Raw genomic sequence first — 13,804 nt, 5'->3', positions numbered from 1 at the left:
TTTGATTTTTTTTAAAATGTGATATCAATACCCATTCCGTAATACACCTGCGTTGGAAAAGCTCTTCCGCTGTTTGCAGATCCTCCTGAATTCATGCTGTTATTGAATTCAGAAAGCTCCGGATCAACAAATTTAACTTTAGATAAAGTCAGCAAATTTTGTCCTGAAACATATACACGAAATCTGCTCATCCCTAAACTCTCAGCGACATCATTTGATAATGAATATCCTAATTGTACATTTTTAAGCCTTGCATAGGCACCGTCATACAAATACATATCTGATCCGTTTCGGAAGTTATTATTATTTGATGGTGTACCATTGTTTGCCAGTCTTGGATATCTTGCATCCGGGTTTTGCGGAGTCCAGTAATCTAACTGATGTGTATACATTGTCATACCATAGTTATAATGAAAAGGCTCAACAAGTTCTCCCCTGATCATCATGGTTCTTTTTCCTACTCCCTGTATAAATAAGCTTAAGTCAAAATTCTTATAATCTATATTGTATGTTACCCCGAAAGTATATCGTGGAAAAGGATTACCGAAAATAAATTTATCTTTATCGTCAATTTTTCCATCATTATTTGCATCTACATAACGGTTGTCACCAGGACGTACTGCAATTCCAGCAGGAACAGCAGCTCCCTGAATTTCTTCAACATTTTGAAAATATCCGTCTCTTTTTAAACCAACATAAGAGTTAAAAGGAAGTCCTTCGCGAAGAATAACCTGAAGTTCTTCTATAGTTGTTAGTTTTTCCTGCCCGTTATTATAATCTAATACCTTATTTTTAGAATCACCAATATTTACAGTCAGACTTTGATTTACTGCTTTTCCTTTATGTCTGTAAGTGGCGCTAACTTCCCATCCACGGTTTCCTACTTTAGCAGCATTAAAATCAGGAAGACTTGTACCAAAAACTCCGGGTACTTGTGGCGGAATAAGGATATCTGATGTTACTTTATCGAAGAAATCAAATGATACTGATAAAGCTCCCTTAAAAAAATCTGCATCAAGTCCGGCGTTAAAAGTTGCTGCTGTTTCCCATTGAATATCGGCATTTGAAAAAGCAAAGTATGTACCACTGGCAGCTAGATTACTAAATCCATATACATTAGGATTAACAGTATAACTCGTTTGGTATTGATAATTGTTCACATTTTGATTCCCTACAAGTCCATAAGAAGATCTTAGTTTGATATTCCCTACATTATTACTGTAGCTTTCCATAAAGTCTTCTTTTGTCAAAGCATAACCAACGGTTGCAGAAGGGAAGAATCCCCAACGAATCTCATCTCTGAATTTTGATGAGCCATCATATCTGAAACTGAATTCTGCAAAATATTTTTCTTTATAATCATATGATGCACGTCCGAATAGAGAGTTAAGACTATTTTTAGGAGAAGCGGGATTTCCATTAGGATCAGTCCCGTTAGAGTTATAAGAAGATGGTTCAATAACCGTTTCGCTTCCTGGCGTACCCAAATCCCTATCTGTAAGTCTTTTATATATACCAGTTCGTCTTTCAGAATGATTTTCGTTAGAAACACCTATCAAAGCACCAACATTATGATTTCCAAAAGCTTTATTATATTCTACCATAAATTGTGTGTTCAGGTCAAGGCTTTTGTTGGTTTCATCTCTTGTATTGCGCTCAGCACCGTACACTCCTGATGGCGAGAAAAGAACTTCTTTTACTCTTCCAAACATACTTCCGTTCCATAAACGACCTCCAAAAACTCCCTTTACTTTTAGAGCACTTGTTATTTTGAATTCTGCATTTAAAGCTCCGAAAATATCATCATTGTCATATTTTCTAAAACCTCCCTGCTCTAAAATCCCTAATGAATTAAATTGCTGTAACACATCATTTGTCAGGTAATTACCCTCTTTATCTTTTTGAGTATAATATAACGGAACCCTGAACGCATCAACCATTAAGGTACTGGTATTTGATGAATGGTCATTGATTATTTGTTTTGAATACGCTAAAGTAGACGTCAGTTTGAATTTACCATACTCGTTGGTAAGGTTCATTCTGAAGTTGTAACGTTCCATACCTTTCGTTGGCCCGACAAAAGAACTTCCCTGATTTAAGTATCCTAAGGAAACTAAGTAAGTTGAATTTTCGTTACCTCCTGAAATCGAAAGGTTTTGATTTAACTGCATTGCCGGTTTTACAATTTCTTTTGCAAACCACTCTGTATCTCCTTTCGCTTTTAATTCTGCAATTTGTGCAGCTGTAAAAACGGCAGTTGTCTGATCAGAATTAAATGCAGCTTCGTTTCTCAACATGGCATTTTCGTACCCATGTACAGGCTGGGTAAAGAATTTTGGCGTATTGAAACCGGTAAGGCTGCTATACTGAACAGACATTGGTTTACCTTTACTTCCTTTTTTAGTGGTAATAAGAACAACACCATTACTTGCTCTGGATCCGTAGATAGCAGAACTACCTGCGTCTTTTAAGACAGATACACTTTCAATATCAGCAGGATTCAGCGCATTGATATCACCTCCTACTATACCGTCAATAACAATCAACGGACTATTATTACCCAAAGTACTGACACCACGTATATTAAGGTTTATACCCGCACCAGGCTCAGAGTTTGTCTGCTGAATGATTAAACTGGGTGCTTTACCTTGTAAGGCAAGTGTTGTGTTAACATTTGGTCTTCCTTTAAAGGCCTCATTATTAACCTGATCAACAGCTCCAACAACCTTTCTTTTCTTTTGTGTTCCATAACCAATTACCACAACTTCATCTAAACTGGAAACGTCCAGATCCATAGATACGTTTATGATACTTCTGTTATTAACTTTCACTTCTACTGGCTTATAGCCGATCATTGTAAATCTCAAAGTGGCGCTGCCGTTCTTTAAGTTTATCGAATAGTGACCGTCAAAATCTGCATTCACCCCATTTTTTGGTTCACTTACATCAATAACAGATACACCTGGCAGCGATAACTTGTCTGAAGCTGAAGTAATAACTCCCGTGACCTGAACTTTTTGACTTTGGGCATCAGCATAAATACATCCGCCCAAAAAGAGAATACCTGTAAGGAAGAAGCGCATAAGAAGTATTCTTTTCCTTCTGCAATTTGATTGTTTCATAAAATTTATTTTGGTTAGTTACTATTGAATTAACATTGAAAACTTCAAAGACATGTTTTTTAAGCTCACAAAACAGCAGTTGAATTTTGGATTAAGAAGTTAGTTTTTTATGCAAAAATTTAAAGTCCTGTATTACCTTAAATCATGATACAAACCAATCAATGAATTAATTCTAAGCAAACATACTAAAACGTTTTAGTAAAAAAAAATTTTTTTTACTAAATATAATTTTAATGTTAATTTTGTAAATTATGCATTTATTTACCTTAATATTTTAAATATAATGCAATGAAATAAAACGAAAACGTTGTATATACTGTTAAAAGAATTAACTAAATAAAAAGTTAAATAAGGCTTTGGCAGTAAGCTTGTAGGAAGATTAAAGTAAAATGGACAAAAAAAATCTGAGAATCGATTAAAGTAACGATACTCAGATTATTAAGGTTTAAAAAAGAATTTAAATTTTATTTTAAAAAAGTCAGAATCGGCTTATTTCAGCAATGAAGATTCACGGATAATCAATTCTGTTTTTAACATTACTTTATGGTTAATTTCGTGGCCATCTTTCTTTTTCAGAAGAGGAAGCATCAAATCCATTAATTTTGCACTTATTTCTTCCAAAGGTTGCGAAACAGAAGTTATAGACGGATCATATATTTTGAACATATCATTATCATCAAATGCAATAATTCCAAGGTCTTTTACCAATTTTGGATTGTGTTCCTTAAAAACTTCCAAACCGCTTTGCGCAAGATAATTGGTAGCAAAAAATACCGCATCTAAATCCTTATTTTGCTGCAGGAAGTTATAAATATAGTCCTTACCCTTTCCTTTGATAATTTCATTAAAAGGAATTTGTAAAGTATTAGGCTTTAAACCCATTTCCAAAACAGCTTTTTCATATCCGGAAAGCCTTCCTTTCATCTGGCTCTGATCTGAAGCAGTAGTAATAAAACCAATATTGGTAAATTTATTATTCACCAGATGTTTTGTCGCATCAAACGAGGCCTGAACATTATCGATAACTACACTATTGCAGTCCAGTTCTTCAAAAAACCTGTCCAGAAGCACTACCGGAATATGGTCCTGAACCAATTCTTCTATAGTGTTTTTTATACCTGGCGACGGCACAATTATAAAACCATCTACCTGGCGGTACTTAAACAAATTGATTAATTCGTTTGATTTTTCATCGTCATTTTCATTACTGCAGAAAATAACTTTATATCCCTTTTCATAAGCGATATCTTCAAAAATACGGGCTAATTTGGAAAAGAAGTTATTTGAAATGTCCTCCACCATAAAAACAAGAATTTTTGATTTTCCTGTTCTAAGGCTTTGTGCAATCTGATTGGGCCTGTAGTTGATTAATTTGGCATAATCTAAAACCTTCTTTGTAAGTTCTTTAGAAATGTGTTTTTCTTTTGCTTTGCCATTTAAAACAAATGATACCGTAGTAACAGATATTTTTAGCTCTTCTGCAATATTCCTAATAGAAACAGGTTTTTTTTTCATTTGAGAAATTATTATACTTTAAAACCCACAATTTTTTTTCAAATATAGTAAAGTTTTATTGTTTCCTAATCAGGAACCTAAATTAGTGTATTCTAAACGTTTACAAAAAATAAATCTTTATAAAAAACACCTCACGGAGTTACTAAATCACTCTGAATCTGACGTTTAAAGTTCCGTTAGAAATACGGAAGCTCTTCTTTGATTTTTTCCCAAAATGATTCATTAAAAAGATAACTGGAACCTAAAATACTGGTTTCCTCAGTGTTATCCAGAATACTGATACTGATCTGAATATTTTTATTTCTAAGATTTTCTTCAAGATCTGCTAAAAACAAACGCTGTGATTTTGCGATATTTCCGCCTATCACCAATAATCCTGCATTGAAGTCAATAATATACGGTGCTAAAAAATCCGCCAGATTTGACGCAAAATCCCTGAAAATTTTTGTTGTCGCATAATTTTCAATACCCGCAATTTCCTTTACTCCGTCTGTCAGTTTCTCACCTGTACTTTTTTCGTACTGACCTAAAAACCATCGCGTTGAAAAACAATTATCCGCAATATCATCATGAAACTTCTTATCCCATAAACAACCGTTATGCGGCACATCATCTCCCTGTGTTATTGGCAATTTGTTATCCAGAAAAGCGGCTCCAAAACCTGTTCCTAATGTAATTGCGATTACTTTTTTATTTACCGGTTCCTCTTCCTGCATTAAAACTCCTCCAACTCCAAAACAGCTGGCATCATTCAGGAATCTGAAACTTACATTTTTTGCATTTAAATATTGTAACAGTTCTTCTGAAACAGAAACGTTATACAAAGATTCATATTTGTCATTCCCTTCAAACATGGCTATTCCCGTCTGATATTGAAATGGACCCGGCATAGAAAAAGCGATACCGATATTTTCTTCGGCGCTCAATCCTGAAGTTGTCTGAACAACATCAATCGTCTGATTAATTATTTCTGCCCATTTTTTTAAAATAACTTCTTTGGAAGCTTTACTGTTTACAGGACCACAAAAATAAGTCCCTTCAATTATTGCAAAATTATTACTATTTATTGCTGCACTGCTAATATGACTTCCACCAATATCTACACCTACTATTATTGACATCTATTCATTATTTTAGTTGTTATTTTTAATTTTATAATTTACTCTTCTTACGATTTCTGCAGGCCTGAAACTAACGTTCAAACCTAAAAAGAAAGATTTATAACATTCGATACTTTATTATCAAAAAGCAATACTATTTACCAATAGCTAAACATCTCTCCATACATTTTTGCAAAAAACAGAACAATTTTCAGTTTTATGAGAAATAATTATTTCTTTAAAACCTTCGAAATTGTTTTTTCCAAAATGGGTTCCATAATCGTATAGCCCAACTCGTTTGGATGCACACCATCTGTCCCCAACTCCGCTTTTAATCCTGCTTCATTATTTACCATTGCGGTATAATAATCAACATAATAAAGCTTATTTTGTTCTGCATAAACCTTAAGCAGCTTATTCAGTTCAATTACTTTCTGAGCCGGCTCTAAACCTTTTTTCCACAAAAATTCCGATGCCGGAAGAACCGAACATATAATTACTTTAATTCCGTGTTGCCTGGCCAGTTCGCACATCGAAAATATATTTCCTGAAGTAGCTTCCGGTAAGTATGGTCCCGTATTTTCGGCGATATCATTTATACCTGCCAAAATCACAACGGCCTTTGGCTTCAAATTGATTACATCCTGACGGAAACGCAGCAACATTTGCTGAGTTGTCTGTCCGCTGATGCCTCTGTTGATATATTTATTTTTGGAGAAAAAGCCGGGCCTTTTACTTAGCCAGCCTTCGGTAATGGAATTACCCATAAAAACAACCCGCTTGTTGTCCTTACTTTCTGAAACAGTCAGTTTAAGATTTTCATCCCTGTATTTATTCAGGTTGGCAAAATCCTGACCATACGAAATGTTCCCCATAAGAAAGGACAACATTATATAGCAAAAGAATATTCTGAATTTCATTGAGGTTTTAAATAAGACGAAAATTTGTTTTTGGATAATATTAAGCAGACATCATCATTTTTAAATTCATGGTATTTCATCTATAACAACAATATTTTAACTATAAAACAATGCATATCATAAATTAAAACACTTTAAATTTTCATTAAAACATTTAACTTAACATTTTTGACAAATATACTAAAACGTTTTAGTATTCAAAGCATTTTGTAATTTATTTTCGACGAGAGTGCATTTATTCCAAAACATCAAAGAAAAAATAGTAGTTATTAGTTGATTTTATCTGGTTCCGGCAGTTTTTACAAAAGGACAAAATCGGTTTTTTTTATAGGATTTTTACTTAACTTTAATCCAGCAAATGATTTGACATTTATTCATTTTGCCAGGAAATAACAGCATCAGATAAAGTTTTAATTAAAAAATCAAAGCAAATGAGTAAATCCAGTTTAATCCGCAGTTTGTTTTTGCTGTTCATGTTGTTTTCTCTTTACAGGATACAGGCTCAGGGAAAAGGTTTTCAGGTTATCGTCACTACCGAAAATGATTTTCTGGCCATTAGTAATAAGGATGAAAATTATACCGGAAGTATAAAAATAGAAGCGCAATTTCCTGAAGTGGCAAAATGGCTTCCGTTTTTTAAGTACAAAAAACCGGAGGAATCTTTGACTATTCAGCGGTTTGGAATTGGCGGTCTGGCATATACGCCTCAAAATTTAGCGGCTTCAGAACCGGTGACTGATGACCGGCCTTACGCTTCATTACTATTTATTAATATCGGAAATACTTCTTATAATCTGATGAATGGAGCTGTTTTGCAGAGCGAATTTATTATTGGTGCCATTGGTACTTCGCTGCCGGGCAATGCACAGGCGTATATACATGAGCATCATTGGTTTGGCTCAAAACGTGATATTCCGATGGGCTGGGACAACCAGATTGGTTATCATGGTTCTTTTATTTTAAACTATAATGCAAGAATAGAATATCCTGTATTTCCAGGACTGAATGCGGAACAAAAATGCAACTGGCTACAGCTACGACTTCGCGGAGGAGCAGAATTAGGAAACTATACTAATAATATAAAAGGCGGCTTAAAAATAAATATTTTAAACCTTAATGCAGGTATTATGCAAGATTACTCTCCGGGTGTTCCCGGTACTTTCCTTAAAAAAGCAAAAGATCCGGCACCGGCGATCAGAATGAATGTTTTCATCACTCCCGAAATAAGGGTTATTGCTTATAATGCTACTTTAGAAGGTTTGTTATTTAGCGATCACAGTGTTTACAAAATTCCGGAAAGCGATGTCAACCGTCTGGTTTTTGATGTGAATGCCGGAATAAATGTTTTAATTAAAGATCGCTTTTACCTGAAATATGCCATGTACGGAAGAAGTCAGGAATATAGCGGCGGCAAAAATTTTCATTATTGGGGCGGGATTTCTTTGGGATATTCTCCGGCAAGATGGAATCAGTAGATGTATTATAAAACTAAAAAAATCATGATTTGTAATCGGGATTTTTTAATTTATCGCTGAAATATTTTATCAGGAGTTTCTGTTATAATTTAGAACAAGTCCTCAACCTTATTTTTCCTTAATTTTGCATCAACATAAACTCTCCCTATGAAACGTTCCGGTTCTGCAGATCTTCCATTACATTATGGCCATGTTCCTTTATGGCTGGCAGACCGTATGTCAAAACTGGGATTTGCGATTGTAGAAACTATTGCTTTGGAATTTTCCACTTCAGAAGTAATTTCAAAACTGAGCAATCCGTTTTGGTTTCAGAGTTTTGGTGCTGTTATGGGTATGGACTGGCATTCGTCCGGAATTACAACTTCAGTTTTGGGAGCTTTAAAGAAATCGGTAAATCCGCATTCCAAAGAACTTGGTATTTATATCTGTGGCGGAAAAGGAAAACATTCGATGCAAACGCCTCAGGAACTTTTGTTTGTGGGCGAAAAAACAGGTCTTGACGGAAATGATCTTGCCAATTGCAGCAGGCTTACGGCCAAAGTGGACAACACGGCAATTCAGGACGGTTTTCAATTGTACCAGCATAATTTTATTGTAGACAACAAAGGACAATGGACGGTTATTCAGCAGGGTATGAACCCGAATACTAAAACGGCCAGAAGGTACCATTGGCATTCTAAAGATCTGAAGTCGTTCATCAATGAACCGCATACTTTTATATATGGAGAAAATCAGGGTTCCATTCTTAATCTTACGGCTCACACTGCCGAAAAATCAAGGGCAGGAATTCTTGAACTGGCCAAAGAATCTCCCACTAAAATCATGAGAGAAATGCAGCATCTTTCACTGCCTGCACATCATGATGTCAGGATGGAAGATGTAAATATGAAACGTCTCGGGGCCATGTTATGGGCTACGCACGAGAACAAACCCGAAGATTTTGAAGAACTTTTGCTTTTAAAAGGAATGGGGCCGAGAGCTTTACAATCACTGGCTTTGGTAAGCGAAGTCATTTACGGCACTCCTACCCGATTTGAAGATCCGGCACGTTTTTCTTTTGCTCATGGCGGAAAAGACGGACATCCGTTTCCTGTTCCGTTAAAGATATACGACGAAACGATCAATACTTTACAGAAAGCAATCAATCGTGCTAAAATTGGCAACAGTGATAAAATAGAAGCGATTAGAAAATTATCTGAAATTTCCCGAAACGCAGAAGAAGGTTTTACGCCCAACAATAATTTTGATGCTTTGATTCAGAAAGAAAGGGACGAATCGCATCTTTATGGCGGAAGGACTGTTTTTGGGGACGCGAAACCTCCAAAACCTAAACTTATAAATCCAAATAATCAGCTGGAGTTATTTTAGAAATTATAATAAGTTAAAAAACAACATTTTAAGCAATAAAAAGCCTCTTTTTAGAAAACATGGGAATTATGTAAATCCGCAGACAATAAAATTATTTCAAAGATAGTTATATTTATATTGAGTTAATTTTAACATTAAAAAAATTACATTATGAAAAACCCATTTCTAAAAAAACAGAATATTTTTGTTTATCTCTCTGTTTTATTCCTGGCACTTACACAGTTATCCTGTAACAATGATAATAACAATCCTGATGATGGTGATGACGATGACGATGTACCTGTTGGAACGCTTCCTCCGGTAGAAACCAAACCTGCAAATTCTACTTATGTTGCGGCTTTTAAAGGGCAAACCAGAATTGCCGGAATTAAAACCGAAACGGCTTATACGTCTAAAGCTTTTGCAACTGGCTTAACAAATCCGTGGGGAATGGACAATTTGCCTGACGGAAGAATTATAGTAACCCAAAAAGCGGGTACAATGAAAATTGTAACCCAGACCGGAACGGTTGGCGCTGCTATTACAGGAATTTTACCTGTTAACAATGAAGGTCAGGGAGGATTGCTTGATGTTGCCGTTGATCCTGCTTTTGTAACTAACAGAATGATATACTGGAGTTACTCATTTCCGGGAACGGGCGGTACTGCTACTGCTGTAGCGAAAGGAAAACTTTCTGCCGATGAAACAAAAATCGAAGGAGCTGTTACCATTTATAAAGCTATTCCTGAATTTAACAGCACATTACACTACGGATCACGTTTGGTCTGGGACGCACAGGGAAATCTTTTTGTGAGTACGGGCGAACGTTCTGACATACAATCAAGACCTTTGGCACAAAAATTAGACGCTGCTCTTGGTAAAATTGTGCGTATTACGAAAAATGGCGAACCTGCTGCCGGAAATCCTTTTATCGGACAAACGGGAGTATTGCCTGAAATTTATTCTTACGGACACAGAAATCCACAAGGGCTTGCGATACATCCTGTTACCGGAGAACTTTGGGAAGCAGAACATGGCCCGCTTGGAGGTGATGAAATCAACCGAATTGCAGCGGGTAAAAATTACGGCTGGCCAACAATTACGTACGGTCTTGAATACAGCGGTGCAAAAATCGGAGATGGTATTACTACCAAAAGCGGTATGGAACAGCCGGTTTATTACTGGGATCCTGTAGTTTCGCCAAGCGGACTTACTTTTTACTCAGGTAATCTGATTCCGGAATGGAAAAATAATTTATTTGCTGCTGCTTTGAGTGGACAGCATGTGGTAAGACTTGTCATTAAAGACAATGTTGTTGTAGCCGAAGAAAGGCTTCTTACTTCTGCTAATAGCCGTTTCAGAGATGTGTTAGAAGGAAAAGACGGTGCTTTATACGCTGTTACAGATGGCGCAAATGCCACAATCTACAGAATTGCAAAATAAGATAGATTTATTATCAGGGATAAAAACCAATGTTTTTGTTTCTGATAATTGATTATAAATAATTAAACTGAAAAGTCTGTTTTTGCACTTTTCAGTTTTTTTATTTGGATATATGTATTCAACTACGTAGTTTTGTACTTATATTTAATCTGAAATAAAAATGGAAATAAAACTTATCCAAAATGAATATGAAACACAAATCGTTGATTTGATTCTGAATATTCAGCAGAAAGAATTCAATGTTCCGATCACTTTAGAGGATCAGCCTGATTTATTAAACATTAAAAACTTTTATTTCGAATCGGGAGGTTGCTTTTTGGGCGCTTTTATAGACAATAAATTAGTCGGAACTATTGCTTTGGTAAAATTTAATGAAGAAGCCGGAGCGATCAGAAAAATGTTTGTACGAAAAGAATTCAGGGGAAAAGAATTTAATATCGCCCAGCAGTTATTAGAACAATTAATAAAATACAGTGAAGAAAACGGCTTAAAAAACTTATATTTAGGAACCGTTACGATATTGCAGGCGGCATTGCGATTTTATGAAAGGAATCATTTTATAACAATCCCGAAAGAGGCACTTCCGGCTGATTTTCCGATAATGAGACCCGATAATGTGTTTTGCCAGTTAGAACTAAATCCGACAAAATGAATATAATTGATGAAATAGGTATTCTCGCCCTCTCCACCCGCTTACAGCGATTAAGTGAGTCATTGCGCAAAGATGGTGCTTTGATTTATAAATCTTTTGATATAGATTTTGAGCCAAAATGGTTTCCGGTAATTTATACTTTGCATATCAAAGAAAAACTGAGTGTGGTAGAAATTGCAAACGAGATTGGTTACTCCCACCCTTCGACTATTAGTTTGCTGAAAGAACTTGAAAAACTAAAAATCATCAGTTCCAAAAAAGATAAGGCAGACGAACGGAAAAGACTGATTGTCCTTACTCCAAAAGGAAAAGAGCTGGTTGAAAAAATGCAGCCGGTCTGGACAATCATGAAAGATACTTTGGGCGAAATTGCCAATAATGAAAATAATCTTTTGAAAGCAATTGAAGAAGCCGAGCAAAAACTGGCCAAACAGGGCTTTTTTCAGCGGGCTTCTGATTTAAAAAGCTAAAATTATTCTTTTCCGGTTATTCTTTTTCTGTGCTTATGGCCCCAGTTTGCCAGAGAATCGATAACTTCTTTTAAAGTATGGCCATACTCCGTCAGTTTATATTCTACCGTTATCGGCTGCGTATTCAGAACTGTTCGGGTTACCAATTGGTTTTCTTCCAGATTTTTTAATTCCCTGCTTAACATTTTACCCGAAATTCCTTCTACTTCTTTTAAAAGATCTGTAAATCTCAAAGTGTTAAAACAAAGGGAGGCAATAATGGAAATCTTCCATCTTCCGTTCAAAATATCCATGGCATCGTGCACTGCCATTATATTTTTGTTGCATTTATGCTGATCGTGTTCCGGCTCTTTTATCATAATATGTTAGTTAGTTACCCCGATGTCACAGTTACTTTTGGTAATCAGATGACAAAAATAAACTTAAAGTATTTACTTTTGACAAATATTTAAAATTTAATCTAAAAAAATATGGCTCTAATAGACGAATTAAAGTGGCGTTATGCTACTAAAAAAATGAACGGAAAAGTGGTTCCGCAAGAAAAAATCGATTATATCCTTGAAGCGGCAAAATTGGCTCCGTCTTCATCAGGATTACAACCATACCAGATTTTTGTAGTTTCAAACCAGGATTTAAAAGAAAAAATAAGAGCAGTTGGTTTTGATCAGAGTCAGATTACAGATGCTTCACATGTATTGGTTTTTGCTGCGTGGGACGGTTATTCGTTAGAAAAAATTTCAGCTGTTTTTGACAGAACAGTTGCAGAAAGAGGTTTACCTGAAAATGCAATGGATGATTATAAAAAAATGCTTTGGGGAATGTATGAGCCTCTTGGTCAGGAATGGCATGCGATTCATGCGGCAAAACAGGCTTATATCTCTTTTGGTATTGCAATTGCCGCTGCTGCTGAGCAAAAAGTAGATGCAACTCCAATGGAAGGTTTTATTCCTGCTGAAGTTGATAAATTATTAGGTCTGAATGAACTTGGCCTTAAAAGTGCTATCATCCTGACACTTGGTTACAGAGATGAGGCTAACGACTGGCTGGTAAACATGAAAAAAGTAAGAACTCCTCAAAATGAATTCGTAACTGAAATCAAATAAGGAATAGTTCTAACCTTAACTATTAAATGCCTTTGGAATTGCTGATAAGCTTTTTCAGAGGCATTTTTTTGTAATTATACTTTTGATATATAAAATAATACTTATAATATATTTCAATAAAAACTTCTCCACATTTATCCGAAAATCAAAATGCTGAACTTTTGTAAATAAATTACAAAAAGGTACTAATAGCGGATAATTAAATAATATTCTATAGCTACTTTTGTAAAAAATCCACAAGAATACAATCCTGTAAAACAAATTTAAACTCACAATTATGTCTGATTTTTTAAAACAATTTGGAGAAGATCTTAAGAAAAATGTTCCTGGTTTTATCGCTGTTTCTGTAGCGGAAATTCAAACGGGAATGTCATATTACTCACAATCTGCTGTTGCCGAGTTTGATCCGGAATTAGCTTCTGCTTTTAATCTTGAAGTAGTTAAAGCTAAAATGAACGCTATTAAGGCACTGGATCTAAAAGGCCAGGCGATTGATAATATTATGATTACGCTAACTTCTCAAATTCATATTATTGATGTTTCTGAGAATGGAGATTATTTTATTTATCTTGCCGTAGATGCTACAAAAGCAAATTTAGGAATGACAAAATCGATCTTAAATAAATATAAAAAAGAGATTGCCGAAAAGCTTTAATT

The 13,804-nt window shown here is 35.2% G+C and carries 12 protein-coding genes; 7 read left to right on the top strand and 5 right to left on the bottom strand.

Annotated elements, in window-relative coordinates:
* Positions 1–11: 11 nt before the first annotated feature.
* The 4 genes from DCO46_RS07200 to DCO46_RS07185 form a co-directional block, all read right to left on the bottom strand.
* Entirely contained in the window at positions 12–3,122 is a 3,111-nt protein-coding gene (locus DCO46_RS07200) for a SusC/RagA family TonB-linked outer membrane protein (RefSeq protein ID WP_116751886.1), read from the bottom strand.
* A gap of 489 nt (positions 3,123–3,611) precedes the next feature.
* A complete protein-coding gene (locus DCO46_RS07195; protein ID WP_116751885.1) occupies positions 3,612–4,637 on the bottom strand; it encodes a LacI family DNA-binding transcriptional regulator in 1,026 nt (341 codons plus the stop codon).
* Positions 4,638–4,813: 176 nt separating this feature from the next.
* Entirely contained in the window at positions 4,814–5,758 is a 945-nt protein-coding gene (locus DCO46_RS07190) for an ROK family protein (protein ID WP_116751884.1), read from the bottom strand.
* Between the two features lie 209 nt (positions 5,759–5,967).
* Positions 5,968–6,657, bottom strand: coding sequence for an SGNH/GDSL hydrolase family protein (locus DCO46_RS07185; RefSeq protein WP_116751883.1), 690 nt, complete (start codon positions 6,655–6,657; stop codon positions 5,968–5,970).
* 431 nt (positions 6,658–7,088) lie between these two features.
* Here DCO46_RS07185 and DCO46_RS07180 point away from each other — a divergent pair, with 431 nt between their 5' ends.
* The 5 genes from DCO46_RS07180 (at position 7,089) to DCO46_RS07160 (ending at position 12,044) form a co-directional block, all read left to right on the top strand.
* Positions 7,089–8,132 carry a lipid A-modifier LpxR family protein gene (locus tag DCO46_RS07180; protein WP_116751882.1) on the top strand — a complete coding sequence of 348 codons (1,044 nt, stop codon included), beginning with the start codon at positions 7,089–7,091 and terminating at the stop codon, positions 8,130–8,132.
* A 147-nt stretch (positions 8,133–8,279) separates the two neighbouring features.
* The gene (locus tag DCO46_RS07175) at positions 8,280–9,500 is read left to right on the top strand and encodes a DUF763 domain-containing protein (RefSeq protein ID WP_116751881.1); all 1,221 of its coding nucleotides are present in this window, start codon (positions 8,280–8,282) and stop codon (positions 9,498–9,500) included.
* A gap of 150 nt (positions 9,501–9,650) precedes the next feature.
* Positions 9,651–10,922 (top strand): PQQ-dependent sugar dehydrogenase, encoded by a 1,272-nt coding sequence (locus tag DCO46_RS07170; protein WP_116751880.1) that lies wholly within the window; start codon positions 9,651–9,653, stop codon positions 10,920–10,922.
* A 160-nt stretch (positions 10,923–11,082) separates the two neighbouring features.
* Positions 11,083–11,574: a GNAT family N-acetyltransferase gene (locus DCO46_RS07165; protein WP_116751879.1), complete on the top strand. Its 492-nt coding sequence runs from the start codon at positions 11,083–11,085 to the stop codon at positions 11,572–11,574.
* A complete protein-coding gene (locus tag DCO46_RS07160; protein WP_116751878.1) occupies positions 11,571–12,044 on the top strand; it encodes a MarR family winged helix-turn-helix transcriptional regulator in 474 nt (157 codons plus the stop codon). The genes DCO46_RS07165 and DCO46_RS07160 overlap by 4 nt, the downstream gene beginning before the upstream one ends.
* A 2-nt stretch (positions 12,045–12,046) precedes the next feature.
* On the opposite strand, the gene DCO46_RS07155 is transcribed toward DCO46_RS07160, so the two are convergent.
* A complete protein-coding gene (locus DCO46_RS07155) occupies positions 12,047–12,403 on the bottom strand; it encodes a winged helix-turn-helix transcriptional regulator (protein WP_207784954.1) in 357 nt (118 codons plus the stop codon).
* 111 nt (positions 12,404–12,514) lie between these two features.
* Between DCO46_RS07155 and DCO46_RS07150 the strand changes: the two genes are divergently transcribed.
* Together DCO46_RS07150 and DCO46_RS07145 are read left to right on the top strand one after the other, a co-directional pair.
* A complete protein-coding gene (locus tag DCO46_RS07150; RefSeq protein ID WP_116751877.1) occupies positions 12,515–13,147 on the top strand; it encodes an NAD(P)H-dependent oxidoreductase in 633 nt (210 codons plus the stop codon).
* A gap of 277 nt (positions 13,148–13,424) precedes the next feature.
* Positions 13,425–13,802, top strand: a complete 378-nt coding sequence (locus DCO46_RS07145) for a hypothetical protein (RefSeq protein ID WP_116751876.1) — start codon at positions 13,425–13,427, stop codon at positions 13,800–13,802.
* The last annotated feature ends 2 nt before the right edge of the window (positions 13,803–13,804 follow it).

It is taken from the genome of Flavobacterium sp. HTF (assembly GCF_003105115.1).
Taxonomy (GTDB): domain Bacteria; phylum Bacteroidota; class Bacteroidia; order Flavobacteriales; family Flavobacteriaceae; genus Flavobacterium.
The sequence above is the reverse complement of the archived record's forward strand: the minus strand, read 5'-3'. Positions and strand labels throughout refer to the sequence as shown.

Excerpts from the sequence above, each read along its gene's own strand:
- DCO46_RS07200 (WP_116751886.1), bottom strand. The coding sequence starts at position 3,122 with ATGAAACAATCAAATTGCAGAAGGAAAAGAATACTTCTTATGCGCTTC.
- DCO46_RS07180 (WP_116751882.1), top strand. The coding sequence starts at position 7,089 with ATGAGTAAATCCAGTTTAATCCGCAGTTTGTTTTTGCTGTTCATGTTG.
- DCO46_RS07170 (WP_116751880.1), top strand. The coding sequence starts at position 9,651 with ATGAAAAACCCATTTCTAAAAAAACAGAATATTTTTGTTTATCTCTCT.
- DCO46_RS07195 (WP_116751885.1), bottom strand. The coding sequence starts at position 4,637 with ATGAAAAAAAAACCTGTTTCTATTAGGAATATTGCAGAAGAGCTAAAA.
- DCO46_RS07160 (WP_116751878.1), top strand. The coding sequence starts at position 11,571 with ATGAATATAATTGATGAAATAGGTATTCTCGCCCTCTCCACCCGCTTA.
- DCO46_RS07175 (WP_116751881.1), top strand. The coding sequence starts at position 8,280 with ATGAAACGTTCCGGTTCTGCAGATCTTCCATTACATTATGGCCATGTT.
- DCO46_RS07165 (WP_116751879.1), top strand. The coding sequence starts at position 11,083 with ATGGAAATAAAACTTATCCAAAATGAATATGAAACACAAATCGTTGAT.
- DCO46_RS07185 (WP_116751883.1), bottom strand. The coding sequence starts at position 6,657 with ATGAAATTCAGAATATTCTTTTGCTATATAATGTTGTCCTTTCTTATG.
- DCO46_RS07155 (WP_207784954.1), bottom strand. The coding sequence starts at position 12,403 with ATGATAAAAGAGCCGGAACACGATCAGCATAAATGCAACAAAAATATA.
- DCO46_RS07145 (WP_116751876.1), top strand. The coding sequence starts at position 13,425 with ATGTCTGATTTTTTAAAACAATTTGGAGAAGATCTTAAGAAAAATGTT.
- DCO46_RS07190 (WP_116751884.1), bottom strand. The coding sequence starts at position 5,758 with ATGTCAATAATAGTAGGTGTAGATATTGGTGGAAGTCATATTAGCAGT.
- DCO46_RS07150 (WP_116751877.1), top strand. The coding sequence starts at position 12,515 with ATGGCTCTAATAGACGAATTAAAGTGGCGTTATGCTACTAAAAAAATG.